This is a genomic window from Xanthomonas vasicola, assembly GCF_000772705.2.
Classification (GTDB): domain Bacteria; phylum Pseudomonadota; class Gammaproteobacteria; order Xanthomonadales; family Xanthomonadaceae; genus Xanthomonas; species Xanthomonas vasicola.
In genome coordinates this window covers 1-24062 of record NZ_JSBW02000072.1, presented here as the reverse complement: position 1 = coordinate 24062, position 24062 = coordinate 1, and the positions used below count along the sequence as shown (strand labels likewise).

At 64.1% G+C, this 24062-nt stretch carries 23 protein-coding genes and 1 other RNA gene; 16 read left to right on the top strand and 8 right to left on the bottom strand.

Going from position 1 to position 24062, the window contains the following annotated elements:
- The first annotated feature begins 754 nt into the window (after positions 1-754).
- From NX05_RS18465 to NX05_RS18445, 6 genes are all read left to right on the top strand, one after another.
- Positions 755-1738 carry a potassium channel beta subunit family protein gene (locus NX05_RS18465; protein WP_026112334.1) on the top strand — a complete coding sequence of 328 codons (984 nt, stop codon included), beginning with the start codon at positions 755-757 and terminating at the stop codon, positions 1736-1738.
- A 389-nt stretch (positions 1739-2127) separates the two neighbouring features.
- Positions 2128-2367, top strand: coding sequence for a hemin uptake protein HemP (hemP, locus tag NX05_RS18460; protein ID WP_017112759.1), 240 nt, complete (start codon positions 2128-2130; stop codon positions 2365-2367).
- An 81-nt stretch (positions 2368-2448) separates the two neighbouring features.
- Positions 2449-2525, top strand: a non-coding RNA gene (locus tag NX05_RS23115) — sX9 sRNA.
- A gap of 262 nt (positions 2526-2787) precedes the next feature.
- Entirely contained in the window at positions 2788-5019 is a 2232-nt protein-coding gene (locus NX05_RS18455; RefSeq protein ID WP_039432555.1) for a TonB-dependent hemoglobin/transferrin/lactoferrin family receptor, read from the top strand.
- Positions 5020-5024: 5 nt separating this feature from the next.
- Positions 5025-5657, top strand: coding sequence for a ChuX/HutX family heme-like substrate-binding protein (locus tag NX05_RS18450; RefSeq protein WP_039432559.1), 633 nt, complete (start codon positions 5025-5027; stop codon positions 5655-5657).
- Positions 5658-5678: 21 nt separating this feature from the next.
- Positions 5679-6602 carry a DUF6607 family protein gene (locus NX05_RS18445; RefSeq protein ID WP_039432562.1) on the top strand — a complete coding sequence of 308 codons (924 nt, stop codon included), beginning with the start codon at positions 5679-5681 and terminating at the stop codon, positions 6600-6602.
- Positions 6603-6696: 94 nt separating this feature from the next.
- On the opposite strand, the gene NX05_RS18440 is transcribed toward NX05_RS18445, so the two are convergent.
- From NX05_RS18440 to NX05_RS18410, 7 genes are all read right to left on the bottom strand, one after another.
- A complete protein-coding gene (locus NX05_RS18440) occupies positions 6697-7050 on the bottom strand; it encodes a DMT family protein (RefSeq protein WP_010367524.1) in 354 nt (117 codons plus the stop codon).
- Positions 7051-7132: 82 nt separating this feature from the next.
- Entirely contained in the window at positions 7133-8017 is an 885-nt protein-coding gene (locus NX05_RS18435) for an ABC transporter permease (protein ID WP_010381679.1), read from the bottom strand.
- Complete coding sequence (locus NX05_RS18430; RefSeq protein ID WP_039432566.1) at positions 8014-8847, bottom strand: ABC transporter ATP-binding protein; 834 nt, start codon at positions 8845-8847, stop codon at positions 8014-8016. Before NX05_RS18430 ends, NX05_RS18435 begins: the two co-directional genes overlap by 4 nt.
- 3 nt (positions 8848-8850) lie before the next feature.
- Entirely contained in the window at positions 8851-9897 is a 1047-nt protein-coding gene (locus tag NX05_RS18425; protein ID WP_010381675.1) for an ABC transporter substrate-binding protein, read from the bottom strand.
- A 41-nt stretch (positions 9898-9938) separates the two neighbouring features.
- A complete protein-coding gene (locus tag NX05_RS18420) occupies positions 9939-10856 on the bottom strand; it encodes a TauD/TfdA dioxygenase family protein (protein ID WP_010367514.1) in 918 nt (305 codons plus the stop codon).
- Positions 10857-11167: 311 nt separating this feature from the next.
- Positions 11168-13651, bottom strand: a complete 2484-nt coding sequence (locus NX05_RS18415; protein ID WP_039432569.1) for an ABC transporter permease — start codon at positions 13649-13651, stop codon at positions 11168-11170.
- A complete protein-coding gene (locus NX05_RS18410; protein ID WP_010367508.1) occupies positions 13648-14247 on the bottom strand; it encodes an ABC transporter ATP-binding protein in 600 nt (199 codons plus the stop codon). Before NX05_RS18410 ends, NX05_RS18415 begins: the two co-directional genes overlap by 4 nt.
- 109 nt (positions 14248-14356) lie before the next feature.
- On the opposite strand from NX05_RS18410, the gene NX05_RS18405 reads away from it, so the two are divergent.
- The 3 genes from NX05_RS18405 to NX05_RS18395 all read left to right on the top strand — a co-directional run bounded on the left by NX05_RS18405 (position 14357) and on the right by NX05_RS18395 (position 17243).
- Positions 14357-15025: an arylesterase gene (locus NX05_RS18405; protein ID WP_172645701.1), complete on the top strand. Its 669-nt coding sequence runs from the start codon at positions 14357-14359 to the stop codon at positions 15023-15025.
- Between the two features lie 90 nt (positions 15026-15115).
- Positions 15116-15829 (top strand): response regulator transcription factor, encoded by a 714-nt coding sequence (locus NX05_RS18400; RefSeq protein ID WP_002811889.1) that lies wholly within the window; start codon positions 15116-15118, stop codon positions 15827-15829.
- 142 nt (positions 15830-15971) lie between these two features.
- Positions 15972-17243, top strand: coding sequence for a sensor histidine kinase (locus tag NX05_RS18395; protein WP_039432574.1), 1272 nt, complete (start codon positions 15972-15974; stop codon positions 17241-17243).
- Positions 17244-17747: 504 nt separating this feature from the next.
- Here the strand turns inward: NX05_RS18395 and NX05_RS18390 are convergent.
- The gene (locus NX05_RS18390; RefSeq protein WP_039432577.1) at positions 17748-18449 is read right to left on the bottom strand and encodes an SGNH/GDSL hydrolase family protein; all 702 of its coding nucleotides are present in this window, start codon (positions 18447-18449) and stop codon (positions 17748-17750) included.
- A gap of 182 nt (positions 18450-18631) precedes the next feature.
- Here NX05_RS18390 and NX05_RS18385 point away from each other — a divergent pair, with 182 nt between their 5' ends.
- The 7 genes from NX05_RS18385 to NX05_RS18355 all read left to right on the top strand — a co-directional run bounded on the left by NX05_RS18385 (position 18632) and on the right by NX05_RS18355 (position 23877).
- Positions 18632-19012: a diacylglycerol kinase gene (locus NX05_RS18385; protein WP_010367484.1), complete on the top strand. Its 381-nt coding sequence runs from the start codon at positions 18632-18634 to the stop codon at positions 19010-19012.
- Positions 19013-19108: 96 nt separating this feature from the next.
- Positions 19109-19747, top strand: a complete 639-nt coding sequence (locus NX05_RS18380; protein WP_039432579.1) for a LemA family protein — start codon at positions 19109-19111, stop codon at positions 19745-19747.
- A 458-nt stretch (positions 19748-20205) separates the two neighbouring features.
- A complete protein-coding gene (locus NX05_RS18375) occupies positions 20206-21096 on the top strand; it encodes a TPM domain-containing protein (protein WP_039432583.1) in 891 nt (296 codons plus the stop codon).
- Positions 21096-21587 (top strand): TPM domain-containing protein, encoded by a 492-nt coding sequence (locus NX05_RS18370; protein WP_039432586.1) that lies wholly within the window; start codon positions 21096-21098, stop codon positions 21585-21587. Before NX05_RS18375 ends, NX05_RS18370 begins: the two co-directional genes overlap by 1 nt.
- Before the next feature lie 69 nt (positions 21588-21656).
- Complete coding sequence (lgt, locus tag NX05_RS18365) at positions 21657-22547, top strand: prolipoprotein diacylglyceryl transferase (RefSeq protein ID WP_039432589.1); 891 nt, start codon at positions 21657-21659, stop codon at positions 22545-22547.
- Complete coding sequence (locus NX05_RS18360; RefSeq protein WP_039432593.1) at positions 22544-23338, top strand: thymidylate synthase; 795 nt, start codon at positions 22544-22546, stop codon at positions 23336-23338. Before lgt ends, NX05_RS18360 begins: the two co-directional genes overlap by 4 nt.
- A 44-nt stretch (positions 23339-23382) precedes the next feature.
- Positions 23383-23877, top strand: a complete 495-nt coding sequence (locus NX05_RS18355) for a dihydrofolate reductase (RefSeq protein ID WP_039432596.1) — start codon at positions 23383-23385, stop codon at positions 23875-23877.
- Positions 23878-24062: the final 185 nt, after the last annotated feature.

Genomic DNA, 24062 nt, shown 5'->3' with positions numbered 1-24062 from the left:
GCTGACGCGCAAAGCGTTAATGCCTGCTGCGGGGAAGCTGTGCCTGTAACCCAGGCAACACCCCGCAAACGGCCGAAACCGGCAAAAAATCGGCGATTTGAGCGCCCTCAGCGCGGCGGATGCGGTTTGCTTGGTTTCCCGGTCGCGTTGATCAGACCATCCTTTGTGGGCTCTCCAATGGATATTGCTGCATCACTTTTGCTCTGCAACTACCACCATGTCAGAAGCGCATGGAGAAGTACGACTATCTGTCTGGACACCACTTTTTCTGCAACTGCCGACAACGAACGGTGGTGCTTGCACGCGTACGGGCGTGGAACCTTACGGCCTAAATGCCGCGTAAGAGATGACATGGGCGTACCTGCGGCGTGTCCCACGCCGGTATGCGCGCAAGCGCCCGCGGGAGACCCAAGCGCTTGCACAGAAACGTCAGCAGAAAACCTAAGTCAGACAGGCATACAGATCACGATGCATGTGCCTTGCGAACAGCCGTCGAGCTTAGGGGACGTTGAGCTGAGCAAAGGTTGAGTTGAGGAAGCGCCGACGCGCGGCACCACATCCAGCACCGGGACAAGCCGCCAATCCATTCGCAGGAGCTCGGTACTCACACGCTTCCGTCTCCGGGGGCGACATCGCGCTTTGCAGAGTGCGGCTGCCCACGCGGCTATGCAGCGCAGCACAGGCCACGCGCTGTTGCCTACACGACGCCACGGCCTACACTGCGCACGCCGGTCCGGGGCAGGTGCCCTGGAGGTTGCGGGAGTTCGCCATGCTTTACCGTCGTCTGGGTTCCACCGGGCTGCAGCTATCGGCCTTGTCGTTTGGTGCCTGGGTCACCTTCGGCAAGCAGATCGGGCGCAGTGAAGCGCGCAATCTGATTGCCGCTGCCTGGGACAATGGCGTCAACTTTTTCGATAACGCCGAGGTCTATGCACGTGGCCGCGCCGAAGAAGTGATGGGCGATGTGATCGCCGATCTACGTCTGCCACGCGATGGCTTCTGCGTGTCGAGCAAGGTGTTTTTTGGTGCGGTGGACAGCCCGCGTCCGACCCAGCGCGGCCTCTCGCGTAAGCATGTCACCGATGCCTGCCACGCCGCACTCAAGCGCCTGCGCGTGGAGTACCTGGATCTTTATTACTGCCATCGGCCCGACCCGGACACGCCGATCCAGGAAACCGTGCGCGCCATGGATACGCTAATCCGCCAGGGCAAGGTGCTGTACTGGGGAACCTCCGAATGGAGCGCGGCGCAGTTGCGCGAGGCCATCGCCATTGCCGAGCGCGAGTACCTGCATGCGCCCGCGATGGAGCAGCCGCAGTACAACCTGCTCCACCGCGAGCGGCTGGAGCGCGAATACGCGCCACTGTGCGAAGGCGGGCTGGGCACCACGATCTGGTCGCCGCTGGCGTCTGGTTTGCTGACCGGCAAGTACAACGCCGGTGTGGAGGCCGACAGCCGTCTGGGGCAGCCGGGCAATCAATGGCTGCAGGACGAAGTACTGGGCGCACCGCAAGCGCGTCGGCTCGAGCGCGCGCGTGCGTTCTGTGCGCTGGCCGCCGAGCTTGGACAGTCGCCGGCTCGCCTGGCCATCGCCTGGTGCCTGCGCAACCCGCATGTCTCCAGCGTGATCCTGGGCGCCAGCCGGGTGTCTCAGCTGGAGGAAAACCTCGGCGCCCTGGAGACCTTGAATCAGGTCGATGCCGCCGATTGGACGCGCGTGGAGGCGAGCACGCGCTGAGTCGCCCGGCGTGTTACCAGGCTGATATGTGTGAATGCGGCCTTCGTCATCCACGTGGGTGCGCTTGCCGGGTCGTGGAGCGATGCCCCAGCCGACCAACTCGGAGTCGGCTGTTAGCGTCCTCCACGCTGCTGGGCAGTGCGCAGCGGCGGCGGGATCGCGCGCTGTGGTTGGTGGTGCCGGCGTTTGGCAGCGGATTTGCTACGTGCCGGTTTTGCGCTGGCAGCGGGTGCAGGTGCCTCGCGCGCGCGGCGACGAATCATTGAGCGGTTTGCGCAGTGCCCGAGCCCGTCTGTGTGCATTTTGATTGGCTATTTCAATCGAAATTCGGTAAGCGATCCAAACATCAAGCCTCTCAAATGAGAATGGCTCTTGATAATTAAATGAGAATGGTTATTATTTGCCTGGCCAACCGACTGGAGATCCAGATCATGACCGCTCACCCCGTGCTGCTCCGCTCCGAACCGGTCAACCTGCGCGACCGCGCCACACCGCGTGCTGTGCCCGCCGAAGACCTCATCAGCAGCGAGGCGTTGCTCAAGGGCCGTCGCGAAGTGCTGATCCAGCACGGCGACCGCGTCTATCGCCTGCGCCACACCAGCAACGACAAGCTGATCCTGACCAAGTAAGTCCAGCAAAGAGCACTAAGCGTAGCTAACGAAACGACTGCGTTCACCGCCATGCGGGCGCGGCCGGTGCTCGGAATCGGCATGTACCCCTCTTACACTGCGGTTCTGAGTGCGCCGTCCACACCCGCCTGGCGACTGCTCGCTACGTTTTATTAGCCGCTCTAAGGCTGCGCACCACCGAGTGGGTGCAGCCGCTGTTGCAAGGCAATCGCACGCGCACCCCGAGTGCCGCTCAAGCGATCCTTCGCACGCAACGCTCGGTCGCCATTGCATTTGATATCACCGCACTCGCTCAGCGCGCGTGCCGGAAGAACGCAGCGGGCGCTGCCGCCGCCGCCCGCCACTCAACGCTCCACCCTTTGCCATCAGCGGCGTGTGCCGCGTTGCGCGCCGTCGAGGGTTTTTCCATAAAGGTTTCTGATGATGCGCCTGCATCCGCTGGTGGTCGCGCTGTTGCTTGCGCTGCCTGTTGTTTCGTTGTCTGCCCACGCTGCCGAAGTCGATGCCGGCGCCGAGACCGCGCGTGAAGTGCACGACTTTGATCAATTGCAGGTCACCGCCACGCGCACCCAACGTGCGCTGGTGGATGTGCCGGGCACGGTGGATGTGATCGATCGCGAGCAGCTGGACAACCAACTGGTGCGCGAACTCAAGGATGTGTTTCGCTACACCCCGGGTGTTTCGGTCACCAGCACCAGCGGCCGCTTCACCGGTGCCAACGGCATCCGTATCCGCGGGCTGGATGGCAACCGCGTGGCGATTCTGGTGGACAACGTGCCGGTGTCGGACACCTTCAGTTTCGGCAGCTACCTCAACGCCAACCGCAACTTCGTCGATCTTGAAACGCTCAAGCGCGTTGAAGTGGTGCGCGGGCCGGCCAGCGCGTTGTATGGCTCGGATGCACTGGGCGGCGTGGTGGCCTTCGTCACCAAGGATCCTTCGGATTATCTGAGCGCCGACAAGCACAGCTACGTCGGCCTGAAGTTCGGTTACGAAGGCGACTGGAACGGCCTGTTCGCCGGTGCCACCGGTGCGTTTGGCGGCGAGCACTGGAGCGGCATGGTGGCGGTGAGTCATCGCCAGGGCCAGCAGGCCCAGAATCAAGGCGATAACCGCAGCCGTGATTTCACCCGCACCGCGGCCAATCCGCAGCGCATCGATGGCCGCAGCGTGCTCGCCAAACTGGTGTACGCGCCAAGCGCGCAACAGCGCTTCAAACTCACCGTCGAAGGCAACGAAGACGACGGCAGTATCGATGCATTGACCGGTATCGACACGCGTAGCCCGACGGCCTCGCTGCGCATCCTGTCGCAGGAAGGCCGCGATCATCAGACCCGTGCGCGGGTCTCGCTGCGGCATGAAATCGATGCGCTGGATTCTGCACTGGCCGACGATCTGCAGTGGCAGCTGTATCGCCAGGACAGCGAGAGCTTGCAGCGCACTGAAGAGTTGCGCGGCAACAATACGCGCCGGCATAACGCGCACACTTTCGATCAGCGCGTTTACGGGCTGCTGGTCAACGCGCACAAATCCATCAATACCGGCATGCTCGGCCACGAGATCACCTACGGCTTGGATGGCACCTGGACCGATACGCGCGCCAAGCGCGATGGCTATTCGGTGAATTTAGCCAACGGCGTGGTGAGCAACCGCGTCGGCCAGGACGTGTTTCCGGTGCGCGATTTCCCGATGAGCGAAACCACCAAGCTCGGGGTGTATGCGCAGGACGGAATCGGCCTGCTCGATGGCCGCTTGTCGCTAACGCCCGGCGTGCGTGTGGATGACTTCCGCCTGTCGCCGCAGGTGGACGCTATCTTCCGCGAAGACAATCCGGGTGTGGCTGCCGAGACCCTCGACGAAACCCAGGTCTCGCCGAAGTTCGGCCTGGTGTGGCGGTTCTCCGATGCATGGTCGGCGTACGCCAACTATGCGCATGGTTTCCGCGCGCCGCCGTACAACGACGTCAATATCGGCTTTACCAATCTGCAGGCGCGCTACACCGCCATCGCCAATCCAAACCTGAAATCGGAAACCAGCCGCGGTGGCGAACTGGGGCTGCGCTTCAACGCTGCGGTCGGCTACCTCGGGCTGGCCCTGTACTACACCGACTACCGCAACTTCATCGAATCGTATGCGCCGGCCGGCTTCAACGCAGAAGGGCTGATGCTATTCCAGTCGCGCAACGTAGACGATGTGGTGATCAAGGGTGCCGAAGCGCGCGGCGGGATCGATCTAGGCGTGCTTGCTGGTTGGCAGGGCTGGTCGTTGAACAGTGCGGTTGCCTATTCGGAAGGCGACAACCTCACCGACGGCACCCCGCTCAATTCGGTCGACCCATTGCGCGGCACGCTGGGCGTGGTTTTCGACAGCGACGTCTGGGGCGCGGAATTGATCGGCACCTTCGTGGCCCGCAAACGGCGCCCGCGGCTGGACAGCTATTACGCACCGGGCGGCTATGCCACGCTGGATCTGATGGGGCATTGGGAATTCGCACCCGGCGCCAAGGTCACTGCCGGCATTTTCAATCTGGCCGATCGCCGTTACGTGGACTGGAACGCGTTGCCTAACGGCACGCTGGCAAGTAGTACCGTACTGGACCGCTTCACCGGCGCTGGGCGCACTGCCTCGGTCAGCCTGGCCGTGAGCTGGTAGCGGCCATGCCCAACATCCGCGCATTGCCGTTGTCTTCGCAGGCACGTGCCACCCGCGCGGCGTTGCCGCGACCGCAGCAGTTGGCTGCTCTGGGCACGGTGCTGTGCCTGTACCGGCCCGCATTGGGCAACGAACTGAATGGCTGGCAGCATGCGGTTGCTGCCGCCGCATACCGGCAGGTCGACAGCGACGGCATGCGCGAGAGCATCTGGTTCTTCGATGCCGCGGGCCACTGCTGCTGGCGGCTCTGCCTGCTGCCAGACAGCGATTTCCTGAGCTGGGACCACCTGGTCTCGCGGTTGCCACCACTCCCAACGGACACGCACGAGCTGGGCCTTGGCGAACGGCTCTGGCGCCGCCTGGCCGGACGCCTGCGCGGCGATACCTGGCGTTTAAGCGCACTACGCTTGCAGCCTGCGGCCAGCCACGATCACCCCATCGCCGCGAGCCTGGCCACCGTCTCGGCACTGGGCGCGGAGGTTGCTGCACGGCTGGCACGCGAAGAGGGTATCGATGGCCGTGTGGCCGTGGACGATTGCTGCTGCGCCCGCGCTGCGGCCCTGCGTACTGCCGCCGCGAACGCACGCGGTTCCGATCCCACCGACATGACGACGTCGCTGCTGCGCTTGCGCCGCTGACGTACCCAAAAGAGACTGCCGATGAGCCGACGATTGCCCCGCTGTATTGCCGCCACGCTGAGCCTGTTGCCATTGATTGCCGCCGCCGATGCCCCGCGCGATCGCCAGAGCATCCTGGCGATGCAGGGCGAATACGCTGTGGACTTCGCCTTCGACGAAACCGTGTTGCTCAAGCCCGGTTACGAGCGCGCCTCGGCGATGCGCAGCGGCGCCAGCGAAGTGGTCATCGTGGTGGAAGATTCAGCGCGCAAGCTGGTGCTGCAGCATCTGCTGGTCGACGAAAAGACCAAGCACGTGACCAAGCATTGGCGACAGGACTGGATTTACGAGGCACCGCAGCGTTTCGAATTCACCGCCGAGCAAACCTGGACGGTGCACGCGCTGGCGCCGGCCGTGACCCGCGGCGCCTGGACCCAATGCGTGTATGAAGTCAGCGACGCGCCGCGTTATTGCGGCACCGGCCGTTGGGACTACGCAGATGGTCACCCGACCTGGACCAGCGATTTGAGCTGGCGCCCGTTACCGCGCCGCGAGTACACCAAGCGCAGCGACTACAACGCGCTGTCGGTGATCAACCGCCACACGCTCACACCGAGCGGTTGGACCCACGAACAATTCAACACCAAGGTGTTGCGTAAGCCGGACGGCACACAGGAAGCGATTGCGCGTGAGTTCGGCATCAACGATTACCGCAAGACCACCGAGGTAGAGTTCGCCCCGGCCTATGCGTACTGGAAAGGCACGCAGGGGTATTGGGCCAAGGTACGCACGCGCTGGGCCACGTTTCTGGAAACACCACCGGGCCTGCATCTGAAAACCAAGCCCGATGGCATGGCGATGATCATGCCGATGTTCGAGCAGGCCGATTCAGTGCAACAGGGCAAACGCGTCAAGGACGCGCAAATCGATGCGGTGTTTACGCAGTGGGTGGAGGTAGCGAACTAGGCACCCGGATGTCGTAGGAGCGCGCTGGCGCGCGATTGAGGCTTTATCGGTAGCGCCTCATCGCGCGCCAGCGCGCCCCTACGGGGCATTAGCCTTACTCCTTGAACATCAAGAATGCGGCCACCAGGATCAGGCCGAACGCCGCCCAGTGATTCCACTTCAACGACTGCCCCAGGTAGAACGTGGAGAAGCCGGCGAAAACCAGCAGCGTGATGACTTCCTGCATGCCCTTGAGCTGCGGCGCCGAATACACCGCGCTGCCCAGACGGTTACCCGGCACCTGCAGGCAGTATTCGAAAAACGCGATGCCCCAGCTGACCAGGATCGCGATCATCAGCGGCGTGCTCTTGTACTTCAGATGCCCGTACCAGGCGAAGGTCATGAACACGTTGCTGGCCAGCAACAGCAGGACCGGGTAGATGTAGGCAGTAAAGGGGACGGTGGGCATGGCGGCGGCGAGCGGAAGAGAATGGGGGCCGAAGCATAAGCCAACTCCGTTAAGCGCACGCGACCGTGCCGCCGAGGCCGCTCTAGCGCTGCATGCCCCAACGGCGCACGGACAGCCGCTCAATCGCCTGAAACACCAGGCCTTCCACCAGCAACCCCAGCACGATCACCATCGCCAGACCGGCGAACACCTTGTCGGTGTAGAGCTCATTGCGGTTCTGGAAGATGTACCAACCCAAACCGCCCTGGCCGGAAGTGGCGCCGAACACCAGCTCGGCGGCGATCAAGGTGCGCCAGGCAAACGCCCAGCCGATCTTTAGCCCGGACAGGATCGCCGGCAGCGCGGCCGGAATCAGCAGTTGTGCCACATAGCGTGGCCCGCGCAGGCCATAGTTGCGCCCGGCCATGCGCAGCGTCTCCGGCACCGCCTGGAAGCCGGCGTAGGTGGTGAGCGCCAGCGGCCACAGCACCGAATGCACCAGTACGAACACCAGGCTGCCGGTGCCCAGCCCGAACCACAGCAAGGCCAATGGCAATAGCGCAATGGCCGGCAGCGGGTTGAACATGGCGGTCAGGGTGCCGAGTACATCGCGGCCCCAGCGCGTGGAGGCAGCCAGCGCGGTCAGCACGAAGGCCAGCAACACGCCCAGCGCATAGCCCTGCGCCAGCACCCGTAACGAGGCACCGACACGGCGCAGCAACTCGCCGGACAGCAACCCGTCGTAGAACGCGCGCGCAGTCTGCAGTGCGCTGGGCAGCATCAGATCGTCGCCGACCACACGCGCGGCGATTTCCCAGACGGCGACCAAGACCACCAGCACCAGTGCTTTGCGCAGCCACGGCGGTGCCTGCCAGCCCATGGGCGTCGCGGTGGCGACCAGGGCCGGGTCCAGCGGTGTCAACGCCACTTCGTATTCGGGACGCACCGGCGGAATCGGCGGCACTGCGGTAGCGGTGCTGCGGCTCATGTCAGCGCCTTGCGTTGGCGCACGATTGGGCGGCGTAACGGTGCCACCTTCTCGTCGTCTAGCGCCTCATCGGGCAGATCGAACAGCAGCCGGTGAATGCGCTGCGCGGTTTGCTGGAACGCCACGCTACCGGCGCTGTGCGGGCCGAATGCATGCGCATTGAGTTCGGCGCGCACCTGGCCCGGATGAGGCGATAACAGCAAGACCCGATTGCCGACCACCAACGCCTCTTCAATGGAATGGGTGACGAACAACAGCGTGAAGCGCGCTTGTTCCCACAATTCCAGCACCTGCTCCTGCATGCGCGAACGCGTCAGCGCATCCAGTGCCGCAAACGGTTCGTCCATCAGCAACACGCGCGGACGCATCGCCAGGGCGCGTGCGATTGCCACACGTTGTTTCATGCCGCCGGACAAGGTGTGCGGGTAGGCCTCTGCGAATGCACTCAGCCCGACCTGGGCCAGGCTTTCCTCGGCCCGCTCGCGTGCTTCGGCGCGTCCGAGCTTGCGCGCGGCGCGCAGGCCAAACACCACGTTTTCGCGCACGGTTTTCCAGGGTGCCAACTGATCGAATTCCTGGAACACCACCACCCGGTCTGGCCCAGGCCCGGTGACCGCATGGCCATCCAGACGGATCTGTCCTTCGCGCGGTGCAACGAAACCTGCAACCGCCTTGAGCAGGGTGGATTTGCCGCAGCCCGAAGGCCCCAGCAGCACGAAGCGGTCGGCTTCATGCACATCGAAGCGCACCCGATGGGTGGCCCGCACCACGCGTTGCGCGGAGGCGTATTCCAGGCTGACGTGATCGACTTGCAGCAAGGGGGCCGACATCGCTCAGCTCCCGCCCGTCATCAGCGGGTCGTCGAAGAAGTAATCGCTCACCTTGCCCGGCGCCTGCTTGATCGCACCGCTGTGCTGCATGAATTTGCCCAGCCCCAGCGTGTTCTGCGGTGCCACGGTGAACTGCACCTTAGGGTCTTTGAGTATCTGCAATACCAGCGCACGGTCGATGCTCGACCCATTGCGACGCAGGAAGATATCGGCCGCCTGCTCCGGATGGGCAGTGACGAACTTCGCCGCCTGGTCCAGTGCCGCGACAAACGCGCGATAGGTCTTGGGATTGTCGCTACGGAATTTTTCGGTGGCGTACAACACCGTCGCCGACGACGGACCGCCTTCGATCTCGTACGAACTGGTGACGATATGCGCGGCCGGATTACGCGCCAGCTCCTGTTCCTGAAACGGCGGGCTGGCGAAGTGCGCGGTGATTTCGGTGCGTCCACGGATGATGGCCGCGGCGGCATCTGGATGCGGCAACGCAACCTGCAGTGCGTCGAGCTGATGGGTGCCCTTGTCGCCCCACCGTTGTTGTGAGGCGTGTTGCAAGAAACGTGATTGCACCGAGACACCCGTTGCCGGCACCGCAATGCGGTCCTTTGGCGTGAAATCGCCGATGGATTTGATGCGGGAATTGTTGCTGATCAGGTAGTAGGGGAAATTGCCCAGCGACGCCACACCGCGCACATTCTGGCGGCCGCGCGTGCGGTCCCAGATGGTGAACAACGGCCCGACACCGGCACCGGCGACATCGATCGAACCGGTCAACAACGCATCGTTGACCGCCGCGCCGCCGGACAACTGCAGGAACTGCACGTCGATATCCACACCGGCGGCCTTGCCTTGCTGTTCGATCAACTGTTGATCCTGCGCCACGTCCAGCAGCAAGTAGACGATGCCGAACTGCTTGGCGATACGCAGCTTGCCTTCTGCCTGCGCATGCGCGCTATGCAGCAGTGGCAGCGCGGCCAATACCAGCAGCGCGATGCGCCGCGAAAAACGCCGGCGCGGCGAAGGCGTGTGAGAAGTAACGGTCAAACGCATGCGGCGCTCCAGTGAGGAAGGGGGAGGGAGCAGGTGCATGCTCAGAACGGCGCATCGCCTTCGACGGTGGTGCGGTTGAGTCGACGACGCAGATGATCCGGCGTGCCTGCTGCCAGATGCATCACCGAACGGTTGTCCCAGAACACCATGTCGTGCGGCTGCCAGCGATGCCGATACACCAGCGCAGCACGCGTGCTGTGCTCGAACAGTGTTTGCAGCAGCGCGCGGCTTTCGTCTTTGGGCAGGCCGACAATGCGGGTGGTGAAATGCTCGCTGACAAACAGCGCTTTGCGGCCGGTTTCCGGATGCGTACGCACCACCGGGTGCTGTACCGGCGTCACTTCGGCAATCTGCTCGGGCATCAGTGCCGGGCGCCATGGATTGCGGGCGCGCAACTCTTCGTACTTGGCCAGATAACTGTGTTCGGCACGCAGATCCTGCACGGTGCGCTTGAGCGATTCGGGCAGCGTTTGCCACGCCAGATGCTGGTTGGCAAAGAGGGTGTCGCCGCCTTCGCTGGGCAGCTCTTGCGCATGCAGCAGCGACCCCAGACTCGGCGTTTCCTTGTACGACAGATCCGAGTGCCAATAATGCCCGGCGTCACCCAGGCCGATCGGCTCCCCGTTCTCCTTGATGTTGGACACGACCAGCACTTCCGGGTGCCCGCGCAGTTGGAAATTGCGCAGCACATGGATCTGCAACGGCCCGAAGCGACGGCTGAACTCCACCTGCTGCGCCGGGGTGATGCGTTGATCGCGAAACACCAGCACGTGGTGATCCAGATGCGCCCGATGGATGCGCGCGAAGGTGTCGGCATCCAGCGGCTGCGAGAGATCCAGGCCGATCACCTCTGCGCCCAGCGGGCCATCGAACGGCACAATCCGGACGCTGGAGCTCTGCAGGGTGGAAGCCGCATCGCGCGGCGTCTGCACACGCGCTTCGGAAGTAATGCTGGCCATGACGTGGCACCTCGACGGCAACGAAAGGCCGCCGGGGCCGGCGACCTGACACATCACTCTAGGCAGTCGTGTCGCCGCTGCGAACGTACGATTTGCAAGGTGCTTATGCGCTGCCGGTATATACACACCCGGCTGGCGGTCGACGCATGCAAGCGCGCCGCAACGTCTGTTGCGCTGATTGATGCCTCCGCCGTCAGGCGACGCAGCGCATGCCGTCGCCAGCATGCGCTGCGTTCCCGCGCGCTTAAGCGGCCCACCAACACGTAGCGAGCCGTCGTCAGACGGCTGCGCAGCAGTCTGGGTAGCTGCGCTTATTCGCTACGCAATGCCAACGCCGGTGGTGTGGACAGGATGGGCCGCGTGCCCGACCAACCCGCCAGCAGGCTCAAGGCCAACCCGAATGCACCGCCAATCAGCAGGCGCGGCCAATCCGGCGTCAACGCAATCTCGAAGGCCTGTTTCCCCACCACCGCGCCGATCACCGCCGCAGCGGTCACCGCCAGCGTCGCCGCCAGCAAGCCGAGCGCACCGAATTCCACCAGCACCGCACCGCGCAACTGGCCACGGCGTGCGCCCAGCGTGCGTAACACCGCGCTGTCGTAACGACGCTCGCCCGCGGTGGCCTGCAACGCGGCCAGCAGAACCAGCACGCCGGCCAGCAGGCTGAAGCCCATCACCAACTGCACCGCCTGCGCCACCTGGTCGATGACCTCGCGCACACGGCCCAGGATGGCGTCGATATCCAGCAATGAAATGTTCGGGTAGTCGCGGCTCAATGACGCCAGCTTGGACGCATTGCCGGGCGGCAGGTGGAAGGCCGAAATCAGGTTGTACGGCGCATCGCCGACCGATCCCTGGTTGAGCAGCAGGAAGAAGTTGACCCGGAACGAATCCCAGTCGGCCTTGCGGATGCTGGTCACGGTGAATGTGCGTTGTTGTTCGCCCAGCAGCAAGGTGATGTGATCGCCCAGTTTGAGCTGGTAACGCTGCGCCCAGCCTTCCTCTACCGAGGCTTCCGCTGCGGTGCTGTCGGCTGCCCAGAATTTGCCCTGCAGCAGCGTATTTGCCGGCGGAAATGCATGCCGCCAGGAAAAATTGACCGGGCGGTTGTCGCCGTCGCCATCGTCCTGTGGGTCTCGATCGTCGCGCACCGGCGGTTTGTCGTTGATGGCGACCAGGCGGCCAGTGGAGAACGGCTCCACTGCTGCCCCTTCCACACCCAGGCCGCGCAGGGTCTGCAGCACCGGCTGGGTCTGTTCGGGCTGGATGTTCATCAGAAAGTAGTTCGGCGTGTCCGCCGGCAGGCGGTCGCGCCACTGGCCAAGCAGGCCCGGGCCGACCACCGCCAGCAGTAACAGCGCGCACAACGACAGCGACAGCCCGACCAACTGCACCACACTCAGCCCACGGCGCCGCGTCAGCGACGCAAGGCCCAGCTTCCAGGAACCGCGCAGGCGGTGCTGGATCGGCCGCAGCAAGGCCAGCAAGCCCAGCCCCAGCAACATCGCCACCAGTGCCAGCGCGGCCAAGCCACCCAGCACCCAACCGGCCAGCACCAGATTGCCGGTGGCATACACGGTGAGCGCCAGTGTGGCGGCCAAGGCCGCGCCATACACCAGCAACGAGCTGGGCGGCACCGCAGCAAAACTGCGGTTGAGCACGCGCATTGGCGGCACGTTGCGCAGCCGCAGCAGCGGCGGCAGGCCGAAGCCCAGCAACAGCACCAGGCCGATGCCTGCACCGGCCAGGGCAGGGGTAGCCTGCGGCAGCGGCAGCCGATTCGGGATCAGGCTACCCAGTGCCTGCACCAGGCCTTCCTGCGCAAGCATGCCAAGCCCGATACCGACCAAACAGGCCGGAATGGCAGTCAGCAGCAACTGCAGCGACAGCATCGCCAGGATGTCGCGCTGGCGGGCGCCCAGGCAGCGCAAGATCGCCACGGTGTCGATGCGCCGCATCGCAAACCGATTCGCCGCCAGGGCGGTCGCCACGCCGGACAACAGCACCGCCAGTAATGCCGACAACGCCAGGAAGCGACCGGCGCGATCGAACGCCGCACGCATGCCGCGCTGGGTGTCTTCGATACCGACCAAGCGATACTCGCTGGCGCGTGGCTTCAGCCAGGCACGCAAATCGGCGATCGCATCCGGCGCGCCGGCGAACATCAGCCGATAGGAGGCGCGGCTGCCGGGGCCGAGCAGGCCAGCGCCTTCGATATCGGCGCGATTGACCAGCAGCGGCGGCGCAAGCTGCATCAGTTCACCGGAGGCATCCGGCTCGGCGCGCAACACGCCGGTGATGGTCAGATGGCCGGCACCGAATTCCAGTTGCTCGCCCACGCGCAGGCCCAGGGTTTCGAGCAGACGCGGATCGGCATACGCCTGGCCCGGTGGCGGTGCGCTGGCGACGCTGCCTTCCGTCCCGGCGCCGTCCCTGGACACCAACAGCTGCCCACGCAGCGGGTAACCCGCTCCGACACCACGGATGTTGGCCATCTGACTGGCATCGCCATGGAACAGTACGCTGGGGAAGCTGACCATGCGCGTGCTTTGCAAGCCACGCCGTTTGGCCTCTTCGGCAAAGTCGGCGGGGATTTCCTGCCGCCCGGTCACGCCCAGATCGCCGCCGAGCACTTCGGCCGCGCTGGAGGTCAGCGCCAGGGTGACCCTGTCGACCAGCGTACCCACCGCCGTCATCACCGCCACGCCCAAGACCAGTGCGGCGAATACGGTCAGCAGATCGCCGGCCAGGAATTCGCGGCGCACTGCGCGCGCGGCTTGGCGTACCACGTTCATGCGGCCGAACCGGTTTGTGCGTGCAAGCGGCCGCTATCGATGCGGTAGATGTGGTGGCAGCGCTGCGCCAAGGTCATGTCGTGGGTAACCAGCACCAGGGTGGTGTCGCTGGTGGCATTGAGCGCGAACAGCAGGTCGCTGATCTGCGCGCCGGTGGCCTGGTCCAGGCTGCCAGTGGGCTCATCGGCGAACAGGATGCGCGGCCTGGCCACGAACGCGCGTGCCAACGCCACGCGTTGCTGCTCGCCGCCGGACAGCTGGCGCGGGTAGTGCCGTGCACGTGCACTCAAGCCCACTGCCTCCAGCACTTCGCGCACCCGCGCAGGATCTTCGCGCCCGGCCAGTTCCAGCGGCAGCGCGATGTTTTCTTCGGCGGTTAGCGCCGGCAGCAGGTGGAAGCTCTGGAACACGAAGCCCACTTCGCGGGCGCGCAGCGCGGCGCGGGCTTCTTCGTCGAGCTGGCCCAAGTCCTGGCCCGAGAGCGCAATGCTGCCGCGGCTGGGCAGGTCCAGACCGGCAAGCAAGCCGAGCAGGGTGGTCTTGCCCGAACCGGAGGCGCCAACAATGGCGATACTGTCGCCTTCACTGACCGTCAAGCTGACGTTGTCGAGGATGTGGAGTGTTCCCTCCGGGCCACTGACGGACTTGCCGACCTCGCGGACGTCGATGGCGGTGCGGGTGCTGGAGCGGGGGGCCAGACTGTCGATGAGGAATCTCCGAATGCGTGAAAGAACACTGCGATATGGGGCGCTGGCCCTGTGGCTGCTGACACTCTCCCTGCTTGCGCCGGGGATTGCCTCTGCCAAAAGTCCGGTCGCAACCGCGCCGATCCTGGTCGTCGGCGACAGTCTGAGCGCTGCGCACAACATCCCGGTGCACTCCGGCTGGGTGACGTTACTGGACCAGCGCCTGAAACGTGACATGGCGACGCCACCGCCGGTCGTCAATGCCAGCATCAGCGGCGAGACCACCTCCGGCGCGCTGACCCGCTTGCCCGGCCTGCTGGAAAAGCACCATCCCGGCGTGGTGGTGATCGAACTCGGCGGCAACGATGCGTTGCGCGGACTGACCCCGAACCAGCTTAAGGGCAACCTGGAAAAGATGATCCAGCTCAGCCAGCAGGCCGGCGCCAAGGTGCTGCTGCTCGGGATCGATGTGCCGCCGAACTATGGCCCAGCCTACCGCGAGCGGCTCAAGGCGACCTACGCCGACCTCTCAAAGCAGTACAAAACCGAGCTGGTGCCGTTCTTCCTGGAGAAGGTCGCGCTGCAGCCTGGCCTGATGCAGGCCGACGGTCTGCACCCTACCGCCGCTGCGCAGCCGAAGGTGCTGGAGACGGTGTGGCCGGCGTTGCGCCCGCTGCTCGGGCGCTGAAGGCCGAGCAGCGCAAAAGTTATTCAGTCTTCACGCCCTATCCACCGTCGATCCGGCATGTTTCACAAAGCTGAAGACCGAGGAAAGTCCATGCGTCAGACCAAGGAAACGTCCGGCCTCGTGCTGGTCGTCGAAGACAATCGCAATATCTCAGAAATGATCGGCGAGTACCTGGAAGGCCGTGGCTTCGAGGTCGACTACGCGCAAGACGGCCTGGACGGTTACCGTCTGGCTGCCGAGAACAGCTACGACGTGGTCGTGCTGGATCTCATGCTGCCACGCCTGGACGGCATCGAGGTGTGTCGCCGCCTGCGTAACGACGCACGCAAGTCCACCCCGGTGTTGATGCTGACCGCCCGCGACACGCTGGACGACAAGCTCACCGGCTTAGGGTTCGGCGCCGATGATTACCTGACCAAGCCGTTCGCGATTCAGGAACTGGAAGCACGCCTGCGTGCCCTGATCCGTCGCGAGCGTCGCCAGGTGGGCTCGGAAGTGCTCAAGGTCGCCGACCTGGTGCTCGACCCGGTGAGCATGCGCGCCACCCGTGCCGGCACTGAGCTGCAGCTCTCGCCGATCGGCCTTCGCCTGCTGACCATCCTGATGCGCGAATCGCCGCGTGTGGTGACCCGCCAGGAAATCGAGCGCGAGATCTGGGGCAACGGGTTGCCGGATTCGGACACTCTGCGCAGCCATCTGTACAACCTGCGCAAGATCATCGACAAGCCGTTCGACCGCCCGCTGCTGCACACCGTGCAGAGCGCCGGCTATCGCATCGCCGACATCGCCCAACCGATGGCGTGATGTCCTTGGCCGGTCGCCGTTCTGGCGGCCGGCTGCTGTGTAGGCGCCCACGCGCCGATCGTTTTCCTGTGCTGCCGGCTGGTTGCACGGCGGACTCACGGAAGCGTTGCCTATACTCCGGCGCTCTCCCCTGGATGCAGCAATGCCACACGGGCTCCCGCGAAAAATACGTCTCGCCTTCCTGCTGCAGGTCGCGTTGGCGAGCCTGGCCCTCGTGCTGGCCGGGTATTTGGTGTCGTTCGTCATCAAATACAGCCTGGTGCGCACCGTGCTCGCCGACGAAGCTGTGCATTTTTGGCAGATGCAAAAGAGCGTGCCTGACAATCGGCCGCCGAATACGCGCAACATCCAAGGGTATTTTTCGCCCGCCGGCACTGCTGCCGAGCGTGCGCCAGCAGCGTTGCGTCATCTGCCGCCCGGTTTCAGTGAAGTGGCTGCCGCCGATGCGCTGGTGTATGTCGATCAACGCCCGGAGGGGCGGCTGTATTTGGTATTCCCGCGCTCGCGTGCGGCACATCTGACGCTGTGGTTCGGCGTGGTGCCAGCGATCGTGGTGTTGCTGGCAATCTATGGCGTGTCCTGGTTTACCTACCGTGTCTCCAAACGTCTGGTCTCGCCGATCAGTTGGCTGGCGCGGCGTGTGTCGCAGTGGGACCCACGTAACCCGGATGTGGAGGAATTGGCTCCAGAGCGTTTGCCTGCCGAATTGCAGGGCGAAACGCGCCAGCTTGCTGCCGCCTTGCATGCGTTAGGGCTACGCGTCAGCGAGCATGTGGCGCGCGAACGCAATTTCACCCGCGATGCCAGCCATGAATTGCGTACGCCACTCACGGTGATCCGCGTGGCCAGTGACATGGCATTGGCCGACGACGAATTATCGACGCGCACCCAGCGCAGCCTGCGTCGCATCCAGCGCGCCGGCCACGATATGGAAGCGGTGATCGATGCGTTCCTGATCCTGGCACGCGAAGCTGAGATCGATCCGCAAAGCGAAAACTTCGATGTCGCCGAACTGGCCAGAGAAGAAGTCGAGAGCGCGCGTGATTTGCTCGGCGACAAGCCAGTGTCGTTGCGCATGGTCGGTGACCGCAGTCTGCAGATGTTCGCACCGCCCAGGGTGATGCGGGTGGTACTCAGCAATCTGTTACGTAACGCCTGCGCTTACACCGATACCGGCAGCATCGATGTTGAGGTGACGCACGACCGCATCGTGGTGCGCGATACCGGTATCGGCATGAGCGAGGAAGCGCGCGCCCGCGCGTTCGAACCGTTCTTCCGTGCCGACCCCACCCGCCCGCAAGGCACCGGCCTGGGTCTGTCGATCGTGCGCCGGCTCTGCGACCGCTTCGGCTGGCGTATCGAATTGCACAGCGAACCTAGCGTCGGGACCTCGGTGGCGGTGGTGGTGGCCTGAGGTAGCGATCGGTAGGCATGGCGCTGGCTGATTGCGTGGTGCTGCCGGCTAAGTGACGAGGCTGCAGATACCAGAGAAGCGTACGCACGGCTGCTGCCGACGGGATTCGATCACCGCGTCGACGGCCAAATTGAGCAGCTTGGCAGCCGTCTCGATTAACACTCGCCGGCCACCGATAGAGCGCGCAGATACGGCCCACCACTGCCAAGGTAATCCGGCATATCTGCGGCAAAGTGCAGGCGTCGGTGCGATCAGTGCAGCGCGCCCGACGCTGACGTTCTTGTAACGGCTCTTAGCGACGTTATAGATGGTCGAGCATCTGCAGCCGTATCTCGCGCACAGCGATGCGATGGTTGCTGCGTGCGCAGAAGCAGAGACCTAATTCAGCGGCGTGCGTGAGCGACTTCGACGCTTTGTCCCCACGCCGACAGACGCGCTGCAGATGAAACGCCAGCCTGCGCACCGGCCGATCCGGCGCCGGGCGCCGGATCGATTGCATTGCGTTTAGCGTTCTTCCAATACCGGTGCCACGACCTTGCGCCAGATCGTGTACCCATCGGCCGTCATGTGCAGCCTGTCTGCGCGGAACAGTTCTGCGCGCGGTTGGCCGCCGGTATCGAGCATCGGCGTGTAAACATCCACGTAATCCACGCGCGGCAGCGGCGCGAGCGCTTCCTTGATCAGCCGGTTGGCAGTGATGACCTTCGGCAGCAGCTGCGCGCGTGACGGACTGGGCTTGATCGACAGGTAGCTGATGCGTGCCTTGGGCAGATCGCGGCGGACGCGCGCCACGAATGCCAGCACGTCATCGCGCACCTGCTCGGGTGTGCGGCCGCTGTTGAGGTCGTTGTCGCCGGCATACAGCACCACCTGGCGCGGTGCATACGGAATCACGATGCGGTCTGCGTACCACGTGCTGTCGCGCACTTCCGAGCCGCCGAAACCACGGTTGATGACCGGCTTGCCCGGGAAATCCTGCGCCAGCGTTTCCCAGAACCGGATCGACGAGCTGCCGACGAAGACAATGCCGTGTTTGGGAGGCGGCTGACGCGCGTCGCTTTCGGCGAAGCGTTGCATGTCTTCTTCCCAAGCGGCGTTTGAGACCTGCGTCGGCACAGCGGGAGCGGTGTGCAATGCGTCGGCGGACACATGGCCGGACATCAGGGCGAGGGCGCACAGCACCGTGCGCAGGCGATAGAGGGTCATGCAGGCACCTTTAACAATGAAGCGGGCTGCCATGGTGCGACATGCTGGAAGCTGAGGGCAAACCGGCCGGTAACTGGCGGGGCGCAGCGGCACGGTGCAAGATTCGCACTTTCCCCAGCAGCGACCCTGCCATGCGTTCGAGTTGTTCCCATCTCCGCCCTTGCGGCAGGAAGCGCTGACGTATGGCCGATCAATTGGGGCACGTCCCGCGCGGCCCGCGCCGTATGCTCAAGGCGGCGGTCTGGTCGTGGCAGGGATTGCGCGCGGCGTGGCTGCACGAATCCTCGTTCCGGCTGGAAGTCTGTCTGGCGGTGGTGCTGGTACCGCTCGGTCTGTGGCTCGGGCAGTCGGGACTCGAACGTATTGCACTGATCGCACCGCTGTTGATCGTGTTGGCTGCCGAGCTGCTGAATTCTGCGATCGAGGCGGTGATCGAACGCTACGGTCCGGAGCATCATGTGCTTGCCGGGCGCGCCAAGGACATGGGCTCGGCCGCGGTGTTCGTGCTGCTGATCAATGTGCTGCTGTGCTGGGGATTGATCCTGCTGCCGCGGCTGTTCTGAGGCAGCGCTGCGGCTGGACCGCTGGGCAGGGCCATGTGCATGCGGGCTTGACTTGGCCCATGGCATGCTCGGCTCTCTTTCAACGGAATCGCCTGCATGCCAGTCCTGATTCGCGCCCTGGTGTTGCTGATCCTGACCGCTTCGCTGTCCGGTTGCGGCTATAACGCGATCCAGCAGAAGGAAGAAGGCGTCAAGGCCGGTTGGTCGGAGGTGCTTAATCAGTATCAACGCCGCGCCGATCTGATTCCCAATCTGGTGCGCACCGTGCAGGGCTATGCCCAGCAGGAACGCCAGGTGCTGACCGAAGTGACCAATGCGCGTGCGCGCGTGGGCCAGATCCAGGTCAATGCCGATGACGAAGCGTCGCTGAAGCAATTCCAGCAGGCGCAAGGTGAGTTGGGTAGTGCGCTGTCGCGGTTATTGGTGGTCAGCGAAAACTATCCGCAGCTCAAGTCGGACCAGTCGTTCCGCGATCTGCAGGTGCAGCTGGAAGGCACCGAAAACCGCATCACCGTGGCGCGCGGCCGCTATATCCAGACCGTGCAGGACTACAACACGTATATCCGGTCGTTCCCGCAGGTGATTACGGCGAAGATGTTTGGGTATCAGCCCAAACCGAATTTCAGCGTCGAAAACGAAGCGCAGATCTCGCGCGCTCCACAGGTGGATTTCGGTAATCAGCAGGCGCCGCAGCAAATGCCGCAGCAACAGCCTGCGCCGCAGCCTGCCCAGTAATCAGCTGTTGTGCGTTTGCGGTGCCCGTGCAGTCGTCGCGTATTGCATGGTCCTCGGGTGAGGCAAGGTCATCGAATGATGTGCCGTGGGTTGAGTGAAGTGCAGTAGTCGGTAGCAAGTGCGGTACGCGCGATGTCGAACAGCGCACAGCACGCGCCAAGGCAATGCCACTGCCAAACAGCGCTTCAGTAAAAATCGGTGGAACACATCAACCCAGCGCGTGTGAATGCGAAACGTGCCGGAGCGGATAACTAGTCCCTCTCTCATCGGGAGAGGGGTTGGGGTGAGGTTACGCCGCGAAGCCTCGTAGTCGTCCCGACTGCACGTAGCTCTGCATTTCCTTATCCGCTTCTGCAGGGCACCTTCTCCCCATGAAGGAGACCAATGCCCCGCAGGGAGAAGGAATAGCAAAATCCAGCGCTGATCGACGATCAGCGCGCATCAGCTAGGAGTTGGCAATGTGGCGAACGTATTTGAAAGTTGTGTGGATGATGGCGTTGCTGCTGCTGCCGGCGTCACTGCTGGCGCAGGATTTGGCTGCCATCCCAGCGCTGCGCTCGCCGGTCGTCGATGTCACCGGCACGCTGGATGCGGAGCAGATCCAGCAACTTGAACAACAGGCGCTTGCCTTGCAACAACGCAAGGGCGCGCAATTGCAGATCCTGATCGTGCCGACCACGCAGCCGGAAGCGATCGAGCAATACACCCAGCGCGTGTTCGACCAGTGGAAGATCGGCCGCAAGGGCGTTGACGACGGCGTGCTGCTGCTGGTGGCCAAGGACGACCGCCGCGTGCGCATCCAGCCTGGTTACGGCCTGGAAGGCGCCATCCCCGACATCACCGCCAACCGCATCATCCAGGAGTATCTGGCGCCGCGCTTCCGTGAGGGCGACTACGCCGGCGGCATCAGTGCTGCAACCGCAACGTTGGCCGGCCTGATCGAGGGTGAGGCCTTGCCGCCGCCAGTCAGTGGACATGCCGATGGCGGTAACGGTGCGGGCGGCGGCGGCTGGATCATGGCGCTGTTCATCGGCTTCGTGGTGGCCATGGTTGCGCGCGGCATCCTGGGCGCGTTACCTCGCCCGCTGCGCGCCTTGCTGACGGGCGTTGCCGCGGGTGGCGCGGCATTGCTGTTTACCTCGTTGCTGTTCGCCAGCGCGGGCGCGGCGGTGATCGGCTTGCTGGCCGGCCTTGCCTCTGGCTCGCCGGGTCGCTTCGTCGGTGGCGGAGGCTGGGGTGGCGGCTTCGGTGGATTTGGCGGCGGTGGCCGTGGCGGTTTCGGCGGCGGTGGTGGCTGGGGCGGTGGCGGCGGGTCATCAGGAGGCGGTGGCGCCTCGGGGAGCTGGTAATGCGGTGGCTCAGGCATATTTTCGCGCCCTCGGCGCAGAGTCGTTTTCCAGCCGCGTGCATGGACGCCATCGCTGCGGCGGTGACGGCCAGCGAGCGCTCGCACACCGGCCAGATCATGGTCGCAGTCGAGGCCGATCTGCCGCTGGAGGCGTTGTGGCATGGTCATAGCGCCCGTCAACGCGCCGAGCAGGCCTTCGCGCAGTTGGGCACCTGGGACACCGAGGCCAACAACGGGGTACTGATTTACCTGCTGCTGGCCGACCACGCCATCGAGGTGGTGGCTGACCGCGGCTTGCGCAGTCGGGTGCCGGAAGAGAGCTGGGTAGAGGTGTGCCGACGCATGCAGCAATTCCTGCGCGAAGGCCAGCACGAAGCGGCGGTCCTGGCCGGTATCGAGGCGGTGACCGAGCTATTGGCCGAGCATTTCCCGGCCGCCGACGGTACGCGGCATGAAGACGAGCTACCTGACCGCCCGCAACTCCTAGGCTGAGCGTGCGCAAGCTGTCAGACGCGCAAGGTGTCAGAATAGCGGCCTCGCTTTTCGTGATCCGCGGTCCGCATGATCTATCTGCACGCCATCGACCCCATCGCCTTCTCGCTCGGCCCGGTGCAGGTGCACTGGTATGGCTTGATGTATTTGGCGGCGTTTTTCTCCGCCTGGGCGCTGGGACGCTCGCGCATCCTGCGCGGCCGCCTACCCGGCGTGGACATGGACGGATTTTCCGACCTGCTGTTCTACGGCCTGCTCGGCGTGGTGCTGGGCGGGCGCATCGGCTACATGCTGTTTTATGCGTTCGACACCTTCCTGGCCAACCCGCTGATCCTGTTCAAGGTGTGGGAAGGCGGCATGAGCTTTCACGGCGGCCTGCTCGGTGTGCTGATCGCCTGCTGGCTGTGGGCGCGCAAGCACCGGCTGCACTTCTTCGATGTCATGGATTTTGTTGCACCGCTGGTGCCGCTGGGTCTTGGCTTCGGGAGGCTCGGCAATTTCGTGGGCGGCGAGTTGTGGGGCAAGTTCACCCAGGCCGGCTGGGGCGTGATTTTCCCGCATGCGCCGGAACTGGCGGACCAGTTGCCGGCGCAGATCCAGGCGCAGTACGCCGCTGGCGCGTTGAACCAGTTCGCACGCCACCCCTCGCAGCTCTATGAAGCTGCGCTGGAAGGGGTGGTGATGTTCGTGGTGTTGTGGACGTTCTCGATGAAGCCGCGCGCACGTTATGCGGTCTCCGGTGTGTTCGCGCTGCTGTACGGCGTGTTCCGCTTCATCGTTGAATTCGTGCGCGTGCCCGATGCACCGATCGGCTATCTGGCCTTCAACTGGCTGACGATGGGCCAGATTCTGAGCCTTCCGTTGATTGCCGTTGGCCTGGTGTTGCTGGCGATGTCGCGCCGCGCCCCGGTGTTGCAGCCGGTGCTGCCGACGCCCGCTGGTGTGGAGGCTGCCAAGTGAAGCCGTATCTGGATCTGTTGCAGCACGTGTTGGAACACGGTGCGGAGAAGTCCGACCGCACCGGTACCGGCACGCGCAGCGTGTTCGGCTGGCAGATGCGCTTCGATCTCAATGCCGGCTTCCCGTTGGTGACCACCAAGAAGCTACACCTGCGCTCGATCATCCACGAGTTGCTGTGGTTCCTGCAGGGCGACACCAATATCGGCTATCTCAGCAACAACCAGGTGCGCATCTGGGACGAGTGGGCCGACGACAACGGTGACCTCGGCCCTGTCTACGGCAAGCAGTGGCGACGCTGGACCGGCCCGGACGGTGTCGAAATCGACCAGATGCAGTGGCTGGTGGACGAGATCAAGCGCAATCCGGATTCGCGCCGGCTGGTGGTCAGCGCCTGGAATGTCGGCGAACTGCCGCAGATGGCGCTGATGCCGTGCCACAGCCTGTTCCAGTTCTACGTGGTGAACGGCAAGCTCAGTTGCCAGCTCTATCAGCGCAGCGGCGACATCTTTCTGGGCGTGCCATTCAATATCGCCAGCTATGCGCTACTGACGCACATGGTGGCGCAGGCCACCGGACTGGGCGTCGGCGATTTCGTGCACACGCTGGGTGATGCGCACCTGTATTCGAATCACTTCGATCAAGCGCGTGAACAGCTGACGCGCACACCGCGCGCGCTGCCGACCTTGCGCCTGAATCCCGACGTCACCGACCTGTTCGCGTTCCGCTTCGAAGACATCGCCATCGAAGGTTATGACCCGCATCCGGCGATCAAGGCGCCGGTGGCGGTCTGAGCATTGCTCGCATGATGCGATTAGTGCGCGCTGTATGCTGACGTATGAAAATCATTTTGATCGTCGCCTTCGACCGCAACAACGCCATCGGCCGCGATAACGATCTGCCGTGGAAGCTTCCCGATGATCTCAAGCGCTTCAAAGCGCTGACGCTGGGCAAGCCGATTCTGATGGGGCGCAAGACTGCGCAGTCTCTCGGGCGTGCATTGCCGGGGCGGTTGAATCTTGTGCTGACGCGTTCGGGGCAGGTGCCGTTCGACGGCATGCAGGCGGTGGCATCGGTGGAGCAGGCAATCGAACGTGCCGTGCAAGACGGCGCGCAGGAGCTCTGCGTGATCGGTGGCGGGGAGATGTATCGCCTGACCATGGAACGTGCCGATCTGCTGGCTGTGACCGAAGTGGACACGGCAGTAGACGATGCCGACACGCATTTTCCGCCGATCGATCCGGCGGTGTGGTCGCCTGTGAAGCGTGAGTTGCATGCTGCCGATGACCGGCACGCCTATGCGTTTTCATTCGTGGATTACGCGCGCCGCTGAGCCGCGCATTGTCGAATGCCCGTCGTCATTGCGATGACGACGGGCGCGCCGCGCAATTAGTTGTCCCTGAAAAATCCCCTTCAAGCGCCCCGTGCCGTCTGTGACAGCGGCACGTGGCTAAAGGATGGCCATTCCATCGCCCGCATCCAGGCACGCAAAAACGCGATCCAGCGCAGCAGCCAGCG